This window comes from Nocardia australiensis (assembly GCF_020733705.1).
Taxonomy (GTDB): Bacteria; Actinomycetota; Actinomycetes; order Mycobacteriales; family Mycobacteriaceae; genus Nocardia; species Nocardia australiensis.
Genome location: NZ_JAJFZM010000006.1, coordinates 171,205 through 185,178 on the forward strand (window position 1 = coordinate 171,205; position 13,974 = coordinate 185,178).

The 13,974-nt window shown below is 63.9% G+C and carries 15 protein-coding genes; 4 read left to right on the forward strand and 11 right to left on the reverse strand.

Features of this window, described 5'->3' with window-relative positions; translation table 11 throughout:
* Positions 1 to 46: 46 nt before the first annotated feature.
* The 4 genes from LKE06_RS24235 to LKE06_RS24250 all read right to left on the reverse strand — a co-directional run bounded on the left by LKE06_RS24235 (position 47) and on the right by LKE06_RS24250 (position 4,067).
* Positions 47 to 850 (reverse strand): ABC transporter ATP-binding protein, encoded by an 804-nt coding sequence (locus LKE06_RS24235; protein ID WP_228001666.1) that lies wholly within the window; start codon positions 848 to 850, stop codon positions 47 to 49.
* A 17-nt stretch (positions 851 to 867) separates the two neighbouring features.
* The gene (locus LKE06_RS24240; RefSeq protein ID WP_228001667.1) at positions 868 to 1,908 is read right to left on the reverse strand and encodes an ABC transporter substrate-binding protein; all 1,041 of its coding nucleotides are present in this window, start codon (positions 1,906 to 1,908) and stop codon (positions 868 to 870) included.
* A 119-nt stretch (positions 1,909 to 2,027) separates the two neighbouring features.
* On the reverse strand, positions 2,028 to 2,900 hold the full coding sequence (locus LKE06_RS24245; protein WP_228001668.1) for an ABC transporter permease: 873 nt from the start codon (positions 2,898 to 2,900) through the stop codon (positions 2,028 to 2,030).
* A 126-nt stretch (positions 2,901 to 3,026) separates the two neighbouring features.
* A complete protein-coding gene (locus LKE06_RS24250) occupies positions 3,027 to 4,067 on the reverse strand; it encodes a LacI family DNA-binding transcriptional regulator (RefSeq protein WP_228001669.1) in 1,041 nt (346 codons plus the stop codon).
* Between the two features lie 176 nt (positions 4,068 to 4,243).
* Between LKE06_RS24250 and LKE06_RS24255 the strand changes: the two genes are divergently transcribed.
* Genes LKE06_RS24255 through LKE06_RS24265 form a run of 3 tightly spaced genes read left to right on the forward strand, consistent with a single transcriptional unit; the run spans position 4,244 to position 7,463 of the window.
* Positions 4,244 to 5,407, forward strand: coding sequence for a Gfo/Idh/MocA family protein (locus LKE06_RS24255; RefSeq protein WP_228001670.1), 1,164 nt, complete (start codon positions 4,244 to 4,246; stop codon positions 5,405 to 5,407).
* On the forward strand, positions 5,404 to 6,594 hold the full coding sequence (locus LKE06_RS24260) for a dihydrodipicolinate synthase family protein (protein WP_228001671.1): 1,191 nt from the start codon (positions 5,404 to 5,406) through the stop codon (positions 6,592 to 6,594). Before LKE06_RS24255 ends, LKE06_RS24260 begins: the two co-directional genes overlap by 4 nt.
* Positions 6,591 to 7,463 carry a sugar phosphate isomerase/epimerase family protein gene (locus tag LKE06_RS24265; RefSeq protein WP_228001672.1) on the forward strand — a complete coding sequence of 291 codons (873 nt, stop codon included), beginning with the start codon at positions 6,591 to 6,593 and terminating at the stop codon, positions 7,461 to 7,463. The genes LKE06_RS24260 and LKE06_RS24265 overlap by 4 nt, the downstream gene beginning before the upstream one ends.
* A 177-nt stretch (positions 7,464 to 7,640) precedes the next feature.
* On the opposite strand, the gene LKE06_RS24270 is transcribed toward LKE06_RS24265, so the two are convergent.
* The 3 genes from LKE06_RS24270 to LKE06_RS24280 all read right to left on the reverse strand — a co-directional run bounded on the left by LKE06_RS24270 (position 7,641) and on the right by LKE06_RS24280 (position 9,291).
* Complete coding sequence (locus LKE06_RS24270; RefSeq protein ID WP_228001673.1) at positions 7,641 to 8,054, reverse strand: hypothetical protein; 414 nt, start codon at positions 8,052 to 8,054, stop codon at positions 7,641 to 7,643.
* A gap of 6 nt (positions 8,055 to 8,060) precedes the next feature.
* Positions 8,061 to 8,786: a M20/M25/M40 family metallo-hydrolase gene (locus LKE06_RS24275; protein ID WP_228001674.1), complete on the reverse strand. Its 726-nt coding sequence runs from the start codon at positions 8,784 to 8,786 to the stop codon at positions 8,061 to 8,063.
* A gap of 82 nt (positions 8,787 to 8,868) precedes the next feature.
* The gene (locus LKE06_RS24280; protein WP_228001675.1) at positions 8,869 to 9,291 is read right to left on the reverse strand and encodes an NUDIX domain-containing protein; all 423 of its coding nucleotides are present in this window, start codon (positions 9,289 to 9,291) and stop codon (positions 8,869 to 8,871) included.
* Between the two features lie 39 nt (positions 9,292 to 9,330).
* On the opposite strand from LKE06_RS24280, the gene LKE06_RS24285 reads away from it, so the two are divergent.
* Positions 9,331 to 10,293 carry an aminoglycoside phosphotransferase family protein gene (locus LKE06_RS24285; protein ID WP_228001676.1) on the forward strand — a complete coding sequence of 321 codons (963 nt, stop codon included), beginning with the start codon at positions 9,331 to 9,333 and terminating at the stop codon, positions 10,291 to 10,293.
* On the opposite strand, the gene LKE06_RS24290 is transcribed toward LKE06_RS24285, so the two are convergent.
* The 4 genes from LKE06_RS24290 to LKE06_RS33320 all read right to left on the reverse strand — a co-directional run bounded on the left by LKE06_RS24290 (position 10,286) and on the right by LKE06_RS33320 (position 13,966).
* A complete protein-coding gene (locus tag LKE06_RS24290) occupies positions 10,286 to 10,933 on the reverse strand; it encodes a hypothetical protein (RefSeq protein WP_228001677.1) in 648 nt (215 codons plus the stop codon). The two genes, LKE06_RS24285 and LKE06_RS24290, sit on opposite strands and share 8 nt — an antisense overlap.
* A complete protein-coding gene (locus LKE06_RS24295) occupies positions 10,930 to 11,904 on the reverse strand; it encodes a phosphoenolpyruvate carboxykinase (ATP) (protein WP_228001678.1) in 975 nt (324 codons plus the stop codon). Before LKE06_RS24295 ends, LKE06_RS24290 begins: the two co-directional genes overlap by 4 nt.
* Positions 11,905 to 11,960: 56 nt before the next feature.
* Positions 11,961 to 13,214 carry a glycosyltransferase family 4 protein gene (locus LKE06_RS24300; RefSeq protein ID WP_228001679.1) on the reverse strand — a complete coding sequence of 418 codons (1,254 nt, stop codon included), beginning with the start codon at positions 13,212 to 13,214 and terminating at the stop codon, positions 11,961 to 11,963.
* Positions 13,215 to 13,666: 452 nt separating this feature from the next.
* Positions 13,667 to 13,966, reverse strand: coding sequence for a TipAS antibiotic-recognition domain-containing protein (locus tag LKE06_RS33320; protein ID WP_228001715.1), 300 nt, complete (start codon positions 13,964 to 13,966; stop codon positions 13,667 to 13,669).
* Positions 13,967 to 13,974 lie beyond the last annotated feature (8 nt).

Sequence of the window (13,974 nt, forward strand, 5' to 3'; positions counted from 1 at the left end):
GTTGACTTCCTTATCAATGTGTCGGCTCGACGGCGGTGATCGAATATCAGTCCGCGTGTGCCACCGAGCCGAGCAGGTCCCGGACGCGGTTGGCGACCGTGATGAATTCCGGCGTCTCCATTGTCGTCCCGTAATCCCGGTGCGCGGGCAGGTCGACGTCGAGCAATTCGACGATCCTGCCCGGCCTCGGGCTCATCACTACCACCCGGTTGGCGAGGTATACGGCCTCGGCCACCGAATGGGTGACCAGCAGTACCGTCGTGCCGGTCTCCCGCCAGATCCGATGCAACTCGACGTTCATCCGTTCCCTGGTGAGCGCGTCGAGTGCGCCGAACGGCTCGTCCATCAGCAGCACTTCCGGTTCGTGCAGCAGGGCCCGGCACAGCGAAACCCGCTGTTGCATGCCGCCGGAGAGTTCGTGCGGGAGTGCGTTCTCGAATCCGCTGAGCCCGGTCATCTCGATGAGTCGTGCGCATTCGGCCGCGGCGGCCCGTTTGTTCATGCCGCGCATCTCGGCTTGCAGGAGGATGTTCTTGCGAACGGTCCGCCACTCCAGCAGCGCGGCACGCTGGAATACATAGCCGATATTGCGCTGCGGCCCACGCACGGGGGCGCCGCCGAGTTCGACGCTGCCTCCGCTCGGGTCGGTAAGACCAGCGACTACTTTCAGCAACGTCGACTTGCCGCAGCCGGACGGACCGACAATCGAGACGAATTCGCCTCTGCCGACCTGCAATCCGACGTCTTGCAGCGCGGTGACCTCACCCCTTTTGGACGAGAACCGCACGGTCAGGTTGTCCACCGCGACCGCGGTATCGGTACGGGCAATGGTCTTGGTTGGTGTGCTCATATCGTCAGCTGCTCCGGTCACGGCTTGCTGGTCGGCGTGAACTTCGAGTCCCAGTACTTGGCCGGGTCCTCAGCTTTGTCGAGGAGCCCCGCGCTGCTGAGGACATCGACGGTGGCGCGCCAGTCCGCTTCGGAATTGGTTCCCGGCGCCTTACCCGCAGTCTCCGGCGTGCCGAGCAGAGGGATGGTCTGCTGCCACTGCTGGAGCAGCACCTGTTGCGGCGGCAGTTGCGGATCCTTACCTTCCATCGCGGCGACCGCTGCCTCTGGCTTCGCGACCGCGGCGGCGAACGCCTCACTCGTCGCATCCAGCATGGCCTGTACCAACTTGGGCGAGGATTCGATGGTGGCCTGGTTGGCGATCAGCCCATTGCTGAAGAAGTTCAGGCCCTGTTCCGAATACCGCAGGTAGCGGATTTCCTTGCCGCTCTTGTTCGCGATGGTGGGGCCTTGGTCGTGCGCGAAGCCGATAAGCCCATCGACGCGGCCCGAGAGCATCGCCGATATCTTGCCCGCCGAGTCGAGGCTCTGCTGGGTTACCCGATCCGCCGCAACGCCTGCCTTGTCGAGATAGACGGGGAAGGTCGTGGTCGGTGCGTCGCCCGCGGAGACGGCAATCGTCTTGCCCGCGAGATCGGCTGGTGTCCGGATATTCGAATCGGCGAATACCTGCACCGCCGAGGGCGTGGTCTGGAGGAAGACGCCGACGCTCTTGATTTTGACGCCCTTGTCGATATTGCTGAGGACGGCCGGTGTATCGGCCCAGCCGAAGTCGGTCTGCTTCGAACCGGCGGCCTGCGCGGTCTTGGTCGAGCCCTGCCCGGCCGAGATCTTCAGGTCGATGCCGTGCTTGGCGAATATGCCCTCTTGCACCCCGTAATAGAACGGCGCGTGCTCGCCGTACGGGTACCAGTTGAGCATCAGCGACACCGCGGTGGTCTTCCCGTCGATACCAGGGTCCTTCGTGTCGTTGCCGCCGCTCCCGCAGCCGGTCAATACCAGGACCGATGCCACCGCGGCAGCGCCGATCGTCGTGAATGTGCGCGTTCCGAGTTTCATGCGAGTTCTCCAGCTGTGGCGCGAATATGGTGCGTTCGACATGCTCATGCTGTGCCCTTTGTCGGCATGTGCGGGGCCCTGCGTGGTTACGCTCCGCTGCCGCCTCCGGGCCTGACCGCTCATGCCGCGCCGACGACCGAGGCCGTGGATCGACGGGAGGCGTGCCATGGAATGAGGAACTGCTCGGCGATTTCGATGATCGCGAACAGGATGATGCCCAGCATGGACATGATGATCAGGGCAGCGAAAAGCATTGCCGTGTCGATATTTCCGTTGGCCTGCAGGATCACATAGCCGAGACCTTCATTGGCGCCGACGAATTCGCCGACGACGGCGCCGGTGACCGCGAGGGTGGCGGCGATCTTGAGGCCGGACATCAACTGTGGCAGCGATGCGGGAAACCGCACCTTGACGAACGTCTTCCAATTGCTCGCGCCCATGGTGGAGGTGAGTTCGAGGATCTCGGGATCCACCGAGCGCAGCCCGGCCATACCGGAGATGACGATCGGGAAGAACGCCATCAGCACAGCGACGAGGATCTTGGGGCTGGTGCCGAAGCCGAGCCACACGATGAACAGCGGTGCGATCGCGATTTTCGGGATGACCTGCGCGAATAGGATGAGGGGGTACATCGTTCGCTCGATACCGCGTGAGTAGATCATCACCAGTGCGACGGCTTCGCCGATCAGCGCGGCGATGATGAAGCCGACCACCGTTTCGTAGGTGGTGACCCAAGTGTTCTGGAGCAGGTACATCGAGTTGTCGGCAGCGGTTCGCCAGGTATCCGCCGGCGACGGCAGGATGTACGGCTCGACGAGTTCGAACTTCGTGACGGCCCACCATGCGACGACCAGCACCGCCACCAGGGCGAGCGGCCGCCATATGGTCGACCACATAGTGGATAGGGATGGGAGCTTCCGGCGCCGGGTGCGAACGGGTTGGGTCGCTTTCGGTGCGGAGGAACTGGCCGCGACGGACGTGACTACCGCCATCTGGAGTCCTAAAGCTAGTAGTGGAGCGGGGTTCGAACTGCACCCGCTGGGAATGCGCTTTCCGAAGCTGGGACCGAGGCTAGTGTGACCGGACCCACAGTGTCAAGGGTTCGAAATTGTCGCAGGTCAGACGCGTCGTATCGCGCTGCTGTCGCGCAGGATCACCCGCCCCGGCACGAATTCGTGGGCATGCGATGCCGTGGCGGAGTCATCGAGCGCGAGCCTCACGGCACGCTCGCCGATATCGACCAGCGACAGCGCTACCGTCGAGAGACCCGGCACGTGGTCACGCAGCGTTGGGATATCGTCGAATCCGGCGACGCAGACGTCCTCGGGAACCGAAAAGCCGAGTTCGCGCCAGGCCGCGATCGCCCCGATCGCCATGACATCCGTCACAGCGAATACGCAGGGTGGGACGTCATCGGCTTGTCCCGGATGCAGATCCAATGCGGCGATGAGCCGGCGCGCGGCACTGAAACCACCGTCACGGGAGAAGTCCCCCGCGATCTCCACCAGCGGTGTCACGCCTTGCGTCGCGAGAGCTTCAACGAAGCCGTTGCGCCGGTCGACGGCGGTCCTGATATTGCCCGGCCCGCCGATGACGGCGAAATTGCGGTGGCCCTGCCCGAGTAGGGCGTGCGCTAATTGCGCTGATGCCGCGTGGTTTTCGGGCTCTACGGCGGCGCCGAAGGAGAGCGGCTGTCCGATCACGACCACCTTGCCGCTGTTGTCCAGATACCGCGCGCATTCCTTCTCGAGGTCGCGATCGAGATCCCCGCTCTGGCGTGAGCCCGCCAGGATGATCGCGTCGGCGCGGTGGGAGATGAAGGTGCTCACGGATTCGCGTTCGATATCGAAATCGCGGTGCGTACTGGCCAGCAGTACGAGTTTGCCCGCCCTGCGCGCCGCCGTCTGGACGCCCTGCGCGATCGAGGAGAAGTAGGGGTCGGCGATATCGTGCACGACGAGTCCGAGGAGCCCGGTCGAAGACCGCGCCAGGGCCTGGGCCTGGGCATTTGCCACATAACCCAATTCGGCGGCGGCGGCGCGAACTCGGTCGGCGACGCCTTCGCCCGGGATCCGCGACGATCCGTTGAGCACGCGTGACGCGGTCGCCTGGGAGACGCCCGCCCGGATCGCGACGTCTTGCAATCTCACAGCCGCCATGGCTTCGTGCCTCGTTCCCTCGGTACGCGTGGGGGTTGACCGGATATCGGGACTAGCATAACTTGGAAAGCGCATTCCGACGCTGACTTGTCCACTCGCCGTGTGCGGGTCCATCCGCACCGTCCACGACCCATTCTGGTGTCGTCAGCCACGCAAATCAGAAGAGGCACATACCAATGCCCGATTCCACTCCCCCGCGCACGCTCCGCATCGCCATGAACGGCGTCACCGGTCGCATGGGCTACCGCCAGCACCTGATGCGATCGATCCTGCCGATCCGCGACGCCGGTGGGCTGCTGCTCCAGGACGGCACCCGCGTCCAGGTGGAGCCGATCCTGGTGGGCCGCAATGCCGCCAAGCTCGCCGAACTCGCCGAACAACACGGCATCGCCGAATGGAGCACCGATGCCGCCGCTGTCATCGCCGACCCGTCGATCGATATCTACTTCGATGCGCAGGTCACCTCACGGCGCGCCGAGGCACTCGCCGCTGCGATGAAAGCGGGCAAGCACGTCTTCACCGAGAAGCCGACCGCCGAAACGCTGGCCGAGGCCGTCGAACTCGCCAGGGTGGCCGCGAACTCCGGCGTCACCGCGGGCGTCGTGCATGACAAGCTCTACCTGCCCGGCCTGGTGAAGTTGCGCAGGCTCATCGATGAAGGCTTCTTCGGCCGGATCCTTTCGCTGCGTGGTGAATTCGGTTACTGGGTATTCGAGGGCGACAGCCAACCCGCTCAGCGCCCCAGCTGGAACTATCGGGCCGAGGACGGCGGCGGCATCGTGGTCGACATGTTCTGTCACTGGAACTACGTGCTCGAGGGGCTGCTCGGCAAGGTCGAGACGGTCACCGCGAAGGCAACGACTCATATCCCGACCCGATGGGACGAACAGGGCAAGCCATACCCGGCAACCGCCGACGATGCCGCCTACGGGATCTTCGAGATGGAGAACGGGGTTGTCGCGCAAATCAACTCATCGTGGGCAGTGCGCGTGTACCGCGATGAGCTCGTCGAGTTCCAGATCGACGGAACGCACGGCTCCGCCGTCGCCGGATTGCGCACATGCGTTGCGCAGCATCGCTCGCATACGCCCAAGCCGGTCTGGAATCCGGATCTCCCGATCACCGAGCCGTTCCGCGATCAATGGCTGGAAGTGCCCGCGAACGCGGATTTGGACAACGGATTCAAGTTGCAGTGGGAGGAGTTCCTCACCGACGTGGTGAACGAACGGCCGCACCGTTATGGGCTGCTCTCCGCCGCGCGCGGTGTTCAGCTGGCCGAACTCGGACTGCGCAGCTCCGCCGAGGGCCGTCGGATCGAGATTCCGGAGGTCACGCTGTGACCGCGACGTCCACTGGCGTGTCGGTCATGCTGCCCGTCGATGGCCGACTCGAACCGTACATTCTCAGTACCCCCGGCGCCTGGACGCGGCCGACACGGCCGATCGTCTCCCGAGTGGCTTTCGCTGCCGCACATGTAATTCCGCGAGCGTCGACGGACAACACACCGGGCGCTCCCGCCGCCATCGACTGGGAAGCGACCCTGGCCTACCGACACGAATTGTGGTCCTACGGGCTCGGTGTCGCCGACGCCATGGACACCGCACAGCGCGGAATGGGCCTCGACTGGCAGGCGAGCGCGGAATTGATCCGGCGATCCGGCGCCGAGGCGGCATCGGTCGGTGGCAGGCTCGCCTGCGGGGCCGGAACCGATCAGCTCGACCTCGCCGGACTCCCCTCCGGATCGGCCGGACTCGCCAGGATCGTCGATGCGTATCGCGAGCAGATCGACGTGGTGACCGACGCCGGAGCACAGGTGATCCTGATGGCCTCGCGCGCACTCGTTCGGGTCGCGCATTCGGCCGCCGACTATATGTGGGTCTATGAGAAGTTGCTCGCCGGTGTCGATCGACCGGTCATCCTGCACTGGCTCGGCACCATGTTCGACCCTGCGCTGCAAGGATATTGGGGCAGCGCCGATATCGAGACCGCCACCGAGACGTTCCGCACGCTCATCGATAACAACAGATCGAAGATCGATGGAGTCAAGGTCTCACTGCTCGACGCCGCACACGAGGTCACCCTCCGCCGCGCACTGCCCGACGGGATACGGCTGTATACGGGCGACGATTTCAACTATCCCGAGTTGATCATCGGTGATGCGCAAGGTCATTCGGATGCACTGCTGGGCGTCTTCGCGGCGATCTACCCCGCCGCGTCGACCGCGCTACAGGAACTCGACAACGGGAATATTGCGCGCGCGTCGGAAATCCTCAGTGCCACTCAGGAACTCGGGCGGCATATCTTCGCGGCACCGACGTACTACTACAAAACGGGTATCGCTTTCCTGTCGTGGCTCAACGGCAAGCAACCCGGCTTCTCGATGGTCGCGGGCCTGTCCACGGGCCGTTCCGTGCCGCATATGGCCGAACTGTTCCAGCTCGCGGACAAAGCCGGACTGCTATCCGATCCGGAACTCGCCGCGCACCGCATGCGGGTCTACCTCGAACTGAACGGATTGAGCTCATGACTTCGGTTGCGGCACAGAAGTCGCCATTCGATCTCGCCGATCCGTACCGGTCGCTGTCTTTGAATACGGCAACGACCAAAATGTGGACGCTCGCCGAGGCGGTAGATGGCGCTGCCCGCGCGGGGCTCGGTGCGGTGGGCCTGTGGCGCGATCGGGTCGACGAGGTCGGTGCCGCCACCGCGGCGAAGATCGTCGCCGATGCGGGGTTGCGCGTCTCCAGTCTGTGCCGCGGCGGATTCTTGACCGAGCCGGGCGACGGACAGGCGGCACTCGACGACAACCGCCGTGCCATCGACGACGCGGCGACGCTGGCCACACGGGAACTGGTGATGGTGGTGGGCGGTATGCCGGACAGAAACCTCGCCGCCACGCGGGCGCGGGTGGATGAGCGGCTCGCACTGCTGGTCCCGTATGCGGCCGAGCGTGGCATCCGCCTTGCTCTCGAGCCGCTGCACCCGATGTTCTGTGCCGACCGTGCGGTGATTTCCACACTGGCACAGGCATTGTCGATGGCGCAGCCTTATCCGGCGGAGACCGTGGGTGTCGTAGTCGACACCTTCCATAGCTGGTGGGATCCGACCCTGGAAGAACGGATCGCGCAGGCCGGTGCGTCCGGGCGGATCAGCTCGTTTCAAGTGTGTGACTGGTTGAACCCGATGACCGCCGATCCACTGCTGTCCCGGGGCATGATGGGCGACGGCGTCATCGACTTCGCGACTATCAGCGAGTGGATTCGCAACGCCGGTTACCGCGGTGACGTCGAAGTCGAAATCTTCAATGCGGCAATATGGTCCAGCGACGGCAGTGACGTGATCGAGACGATGAAGCAACGCTACCGCGATCTGGTTCTCCCGTCCCTCGTGAACTGAACAGGACTCGTGCCTACCCACCCAGGATTGGTCCTTGGCCGGGATCGGCCGATCAGCTCGCCATGGCGGCGAACATGCCGGGGCTCGCGGGAACCCGACCACCGCAAGGAATAGCGCACCGCCCCGATCCAGTAGCCGTTAAGGTTTGGGATGGGCTGGCCCCAACGGGCCGTCCCCTCATCGATATCGGGTTGTGGCGGCTTCAGGGTGTGTCAGTCGGGCGATGTCGGCGTGGTTGCCGTCGGGGTCGAGCGCTAGCGCTGCTGCCCAAGCCTGGGCAGCAGCGCTGTTTTGGTCGAACAGTTCGATCCAGGCGTCCGTGGTGTCTGTGGTTTCCCGGGTGTTGGTGACCAAGGTGGGGAGTTCGTATTCGGGCAGGTGGGGGTGGGTGACCGCAGTGTAGGTGTGTGCGCGGGCATCGAAAATGGTTGCTGTGCATAGAGTTTCGGTGTCGAGACGTTCGTGGAGACGGGCGGTTTGCGCGGCGCGGACGACCTCGTGGGGGACGCCGCTGGTTGCGGCGTAGATGTCGCCGAGATATGCCAGCCCGTACCCCCAGAGGTGGTGGCGGGGAAATCTGTGCAGGAGCACGTCCGACTACCGTGTAGCAGACGATGCCTCGCTCAAAGGTGTTGTGGCGGTGAAGCTTCCACGCGTCGACCGCGCGATGAATACCCTCACACTGCGCCTCTGGTGTGCGAGCTCGACGGCTGCATTCACGCCGAGTTCCGGCTCGAGCCCGGCATGGGCCGCCTTGCCGGTGACCTCGACACGATAATTGGCGATCCCTTTCCGCCCGATCTTCACCGCGCCACCATCAGCGCTTGGTTCACACACGAGCACCGCGCCAGCCTTGCGTGCCTGATCTTCGATCAACTGCCGAGACGTTGTCGAACCGACTTCCTCGTCACTGGTCAGTAGAACGCTGACATGCGATGAGTCGGCGAGCAGTTCGATCGCGGTGATCGCCTGAACGATCCCAGCCTTCATATCGAACGTGCCAGGGCCAGAAGCAATACGGTCAGTGACCGAGAACGGCCATTCTTCAGTTGTTCCGACCGGCCAGACCGTGTCGAAATGGCCCAGCAACAGCACCTTCGGCTCCTCGGCCTCGGCCACGAGGTGCACGTTCTCGCCCGCACGCTTCAGCTGGACGGGCCGATCAAGCGCGGTCGACAGCCATGGGTGCAGCAGCGTGGCGCACGATTCCAGTTGGCTTGGAGCGTTGGACGGTGATTCGCAATTCACGAGCACCCGAAGCCGGTCAAGCATGGTCGCAAACTCGCCCCGGGCCGCTTCCAATAAGGCGCTGTCGATGCTCACCTGCTGATCTTCCTACGTCGCGACATCGTCCCGACACCGGGTGTCAAAAGGGAACGCCGCACTCGGGCCGGACGGTGTGCGTTCAGCCCGCCCAGCTGTGCCAGACCGATCGGGTTGTGGTGCTGATGAATTCCTTCAGCGCGCTCGGGCGCAGGTCGGCTGTCGGGAGCTGCGCCGTTGGCATCCACTCGAACTCGAGGTGCGCTTCTTGGCTGGAGGGTTCGTCCTGCAGTTCGGCGTCGAACACGAGATTGACTTCGTGATGAGTGGTCTCGTTGTCGTCGATGTAGCCGTGTTCGACGACAGCGACAAGGCCGACGATTTTGGCTCGGGCGCCGAGTTCTTCGGCGATTTCACGGACGAGCGCGGCTTCAACCGGTTCGCCGGGTTCGACGTGCCCTCCTGGGAGAAAAGCCCATTGCTTTCCGCGTTCGCGTGCCACGAGTAGCCGGTCGCCGTCGCGGATGAGGGCTCGGGCGATGAGTTCGGTTGTGGCGGTGCTCATCTGGACCTTTCTGTCGGATGGCTCTCGTACGGTGTGAGGGTGATTTCGGAGCTCACTGCTGATGATATGGCGCTTGGGGTCGGGCAGGTCGTGGCTGGGATCGGTCAGGTGTTTCCGGTCCGGCCGCTGCGGCGAGGACGCAATCATGTGTCGTGGGTGATGTCGTCATCGCGTGGTTTGCTGGTGTGCAAGGTACTTGTCGGGCTCGGTGGATCGCTGACGGCTCGACTGGCCGAGCACCGCCGCCTGTGTGAGTACGGCGTCGCGGTCGCACCGTTGCTGGCGTTCGCTGAGGCGTGCCCGGCTGTCGGTTACCGGCCACTGGTGGTCCTCGAGTACGTACCGGGGATCGACGCAGAGGAGGCCGCCCCATTGTTGTCTGCTCCTGTCATGGTGGAGGTGATGCGCGGTACCGGTGCCGCGGTTGGGCAGCTGCACCGTGTACCGGTGGCAGGGTTCGGCGATCCGGTCATGGGGCTCGGATCTGGGCCGCGGACGTGGCCGGAAGTGGTCGAGGTACGTACTCGACGGTTGTTGAAGACCACCACGGCGGACTCCTCGGCCGCTGCGCTGCTCGGCTCGGCCACTGATCTGGTGTGCGATCTGGCCGCAGCGCTGACCACAGTGCACCCAGCTGCGTCGCATCTGGACATATACCTGCCGAATATCCTGCTCGATCGTCGGGGCCGGTTTCTTCGACTACTGGACCTCGAGCATCTGCGGTGGGTCGACCCGGTGCTGGACTTCGTGAAGCCCGCGATGTGGATGTTCGGGGATCGGCCTGAATGGGCGGAAGCGTTCGCTAGTGGTTACACATCGGTGGTGGGGTGGCCGCAGCTGTGGGAACAGCGGATATCGGTGGCGACGGGGCTGGAGTTGATCAGCGGGGTCGATTATTGGGCGCAGGTCGGCGACTGGGACATGTTCGCGGACTACTCGCGTCAGTTGCGGGAGTGGCTGGATTCTGATGGAGCTGAGCATGTTTGGTCTGCTGTCAGGTAAGAATGATCTTCGCGGCTTGGGTGGCGTAGCCGTCCCAGCCGCGGTCGGTGGTGTCGATGACCGTGCACGGCAACGGTGAGGTGCTGACCCACGACATCAGGCGGCGCTGGGCGTGGCAGATGTATTCGGCCCGCAAAGGATCGGTGTCACCAAATCCCTCTAGGTAGCGGGCCCATTTAGGGCTTCGATGTTGTCGTGTCGATTCAACGCACTGTTCCTGGATCCGGGTTTCGGGTACCTGCAGTGCTATCAGGTGCAGGCCCAGGTCGGCCAGACGCTGTTCGTGGTCGAGTAGTTCATCTCTATCTATCGGTAGGCGATAGACGGGCAGGTCGAAGGCCAGGCATTCCAGGACAGCGGTAGGTGCCCATTGGGGGGCGAACCGGTGATCGGGCAGGGTGCTCGCGTGGAATCGCCGGTCGACCTGCTCGAGGAATCCAGTTAGCTCGTGCAGCCAGGACAGAATTCTGGCGATGTGGCTGTCGTGGTCGCCGCTGGTATAGGTGTGGGTGGTGATGGTCGCTGCCTGCGGAACCGCGACCATCGACTGGCAGTCCGCGGAGAGCAGCCTCGCCAGGATTCGTTGGTACACGGTGGTTTTGCCCGCACCCCAGACGCCGGTCAGGACGCAGCCCCTCATGAGTTGATCCACTTGTGGATCGAGAGGGCCAGGTGCGGCAGTTGCTGGGGATCGGTCCAGGTCAACGCCATTACTGGCACAGATGACCCGAGACGCGTCCACCACAGGTTCTCAGATGGGCGTGCGTGGTTGCCGTTGTGCGGGAACAGATTCAGCCAGTCCTCGCCGAGGGTGTCACCGCGACCGAAATCCATGTGTCGACGCAGATACCAGCCGTCGACAACATCGGGTGGAGGTTCCGGCGAGCGTTCCACCACCACGATGCGATGCACTGGAGCATCCGAAACCGGTGCGCGCCCGAATACCTGGCCGACCTCGTCAGGAGTGAGTTCGGCCTTGCCTTCCACGAGGACACGGCCGCGAGCAGGGGTCATTCCGGGCCACGCCTGCCCGAGCAGTCGAGAGCCGGACAGACCCTCAGGGGTGAATCGCCACGCCAGCGGTACGGCGACTGCCCGCCAGCCCGAACTGTCGGCGATAACCATGGTCCGATCGCCGGATACAGGTGCCGCGTGCCGTTCGAGGAGTGCGGTGAGCATCGTTGTCTTCCCGGATCCGGCCTTCCCGCCGACAAGCACTCCGTCGGCGCCGACGACGACGCAGCCTGCGTGCAGGCTTGCGCCGCCGCGGTTCTCGATGCCGCGCATGACGAGCTGGCGAATAACCCTGGTCCCGATCGTCGCTGCGACGTTGAAGTCAGCGCCAGTGATTGTGATAGTCCCCGGTGCGGTATCGACCACATGGTCATCGGTCCACTCGGGCAATAGAACTTCGTGGTCGTCGACGATCCACACCAGGTAGCGGTTGCCCGGGTGAGCGGTACGGCAGGCGCTCGGAGGCCGTGTGTTCAACAGTTGGCGGCTGATATCCACAGCACGCGGATCACAGGAGATCGACACCGTCACATCCGGCCGCTGCCCCGTATCACTAGCGACAAAAGGATCGATGTAGGCACGCATCCGTTCGGTCACAGCGTTGCTCGCGATCACGGCGCAGCGGCAACTCGCAAGATCGAGTATTCGCCTGGTCATCGCTGACCGCTCTGTACTCGTTGCCGGGTGATGCGCACCCTATGTCCGGGCTTTGTGTGCTGGGGCGTACCGAGCGCGCCTTGGACCGCGTGCTCGGTTTTCCAGCGCGCCACGGCCATCGGGCCGAGGTCGGCCGGCGACAGGGGGCGCGTAGGAATTTCCATCCAGCTCTGACAGCAGCGCACCAGCTGCGTAGCGATGTGCTGCCAGGACAGTTCCTCATCCACGACATCGCGCCCTGCCAAACCCAATTCGTGTAGCAAGATCGGGTCACCCAGTAGGGCACTTATCCGGACGGCCCACTGGTCGAGGTCGTCCTCGATCACCACGCCGCGGTGATCTGGCGGCAGACCGGACACAGCCTCGGAGGTCGCAAGGACGGGCAGTCCTGCGGCCATGTAGTTGACTACCTTCAACTTTGAGCCCGCACCCGCTGTGAGCGGTGCCAGACCCAACGTTGCGTCACGCAGCGCCATGCCGATCGATGCAGCAGGTCCGGAGAATTCGAGTCCGTCAGTCTCACGGGTGATCTCTGCAGGCCCGCGCCCAATCACTTGCACCCGAGCAAAAGGGCTCAGTTCACGGAGGTTCGGGACGATATGGTCCCGAAGGTGCTGCACGGCAATCTGATTCGGGCGGTAGAACAGATTCCCCACGAAAACTAGCCGCTGTGCGTTGCTTGCCGAGCCCCAGCAAAGCGAGTCGGAATCCGCGCCGTTGGGAATGAGCTCGACACGTTCGCCAGGGACACCAGCACTCAATGCGAGCATGAGTTCGCGCTGTGCACAGGCAATTACCAGGTCGGCAAGGTCGAGGGCTCTTTGCTGCAATTGGGCTGCACGAGCTACGGCATCGGCCGGTTCGTTCAAGCTGCGGGCCAATGCGGCATCATCGTCGTGCACGTCGTAGAGCAGGTGAGCGTGCAGAAGATCGGCCAGCGGTCGGCCGACCGCTATCAGGGTTTGCGCCTCACACACGGCGACAATGTCGACCTTCGCATCGAGTACACCAGCCACTGCCGCAGGGTTGTAATAGTCGTCCGGGTGCACCAACACGACCTCAACGGGCCAGTCTGCCGCAGTGCCGTAGTCGTTGCCGCGGTCGCACAGCAGCACTGTCACCTGGGCACCTACTCGGCGGCTGTGCTCAGCCAACGAGAGCACCCGTGCTGGCGTGCCGGCCAGCGCGTATCCTCGCCCGACGTTCGGCGAATCGAGCATGAACAACAGGTTCGGAGTCAGCACACTCATCGCATTCCTCAGTTGGTTGAATTTCGATCGCCATTGCACGGCCAACTGCCTAGATGGCTTTTGGCCACGTATCGGTCGATTCGGTGGCCAAATCGCCTGAGCTGCACCAGCCGCGCGGTACCGACCAGCCGTATCACGCCGAAACGGGTAATTGCGGTTAGGTCGGCCGGATTACGTCATCCGAGACGACGGGAAGTCGTTTCGTACTCCGGCACCGGGTGCTGTTTCACCTTCGCGCGGGCACGTGGTTCATGAACGGTCCACAACCGGTTCATTCCGGTCCACTTGTAGCCCATTTCGCACCGGGCTCTCACCGAAAATTGCAAGATCGCTCGCCGTGATGTTGCTTCGGGCAGCCCGCGCGGTTTCGGTGAGCTGGTCCACTCCTCCTGCTGCGCCTCCTGCTGTCCATGTCCGTAGTCGGCTGCACGGATGTCCGAACTCGTGTGCACTCATGTCGGTCGGCTGGCCGGGGGCTCGTGCAGTCCCAGTCGGTTCCGCGCGTAGGCAGGGATGGCGGCAGCCAGCCAGGCGGATAGGTCTGGTTCCACCTGGTCGACCATCCACCGCTGCTGAGGGTCGGTCAGATACATCCGTCCCAGGGCCGCATATGCCTCGGGTGTGGGCTGCCAGTACCTGCGGACGGACTCGTAGTGTTCGGCGACTTCGTCGCGTAGGCCCCGGGCGGCGGTCCAGTTGTTGGTGAGTGGACGCGGACAAGGCGGGTGTGTGACTCGTAGTCTCGCAGCCAGGAACGTGT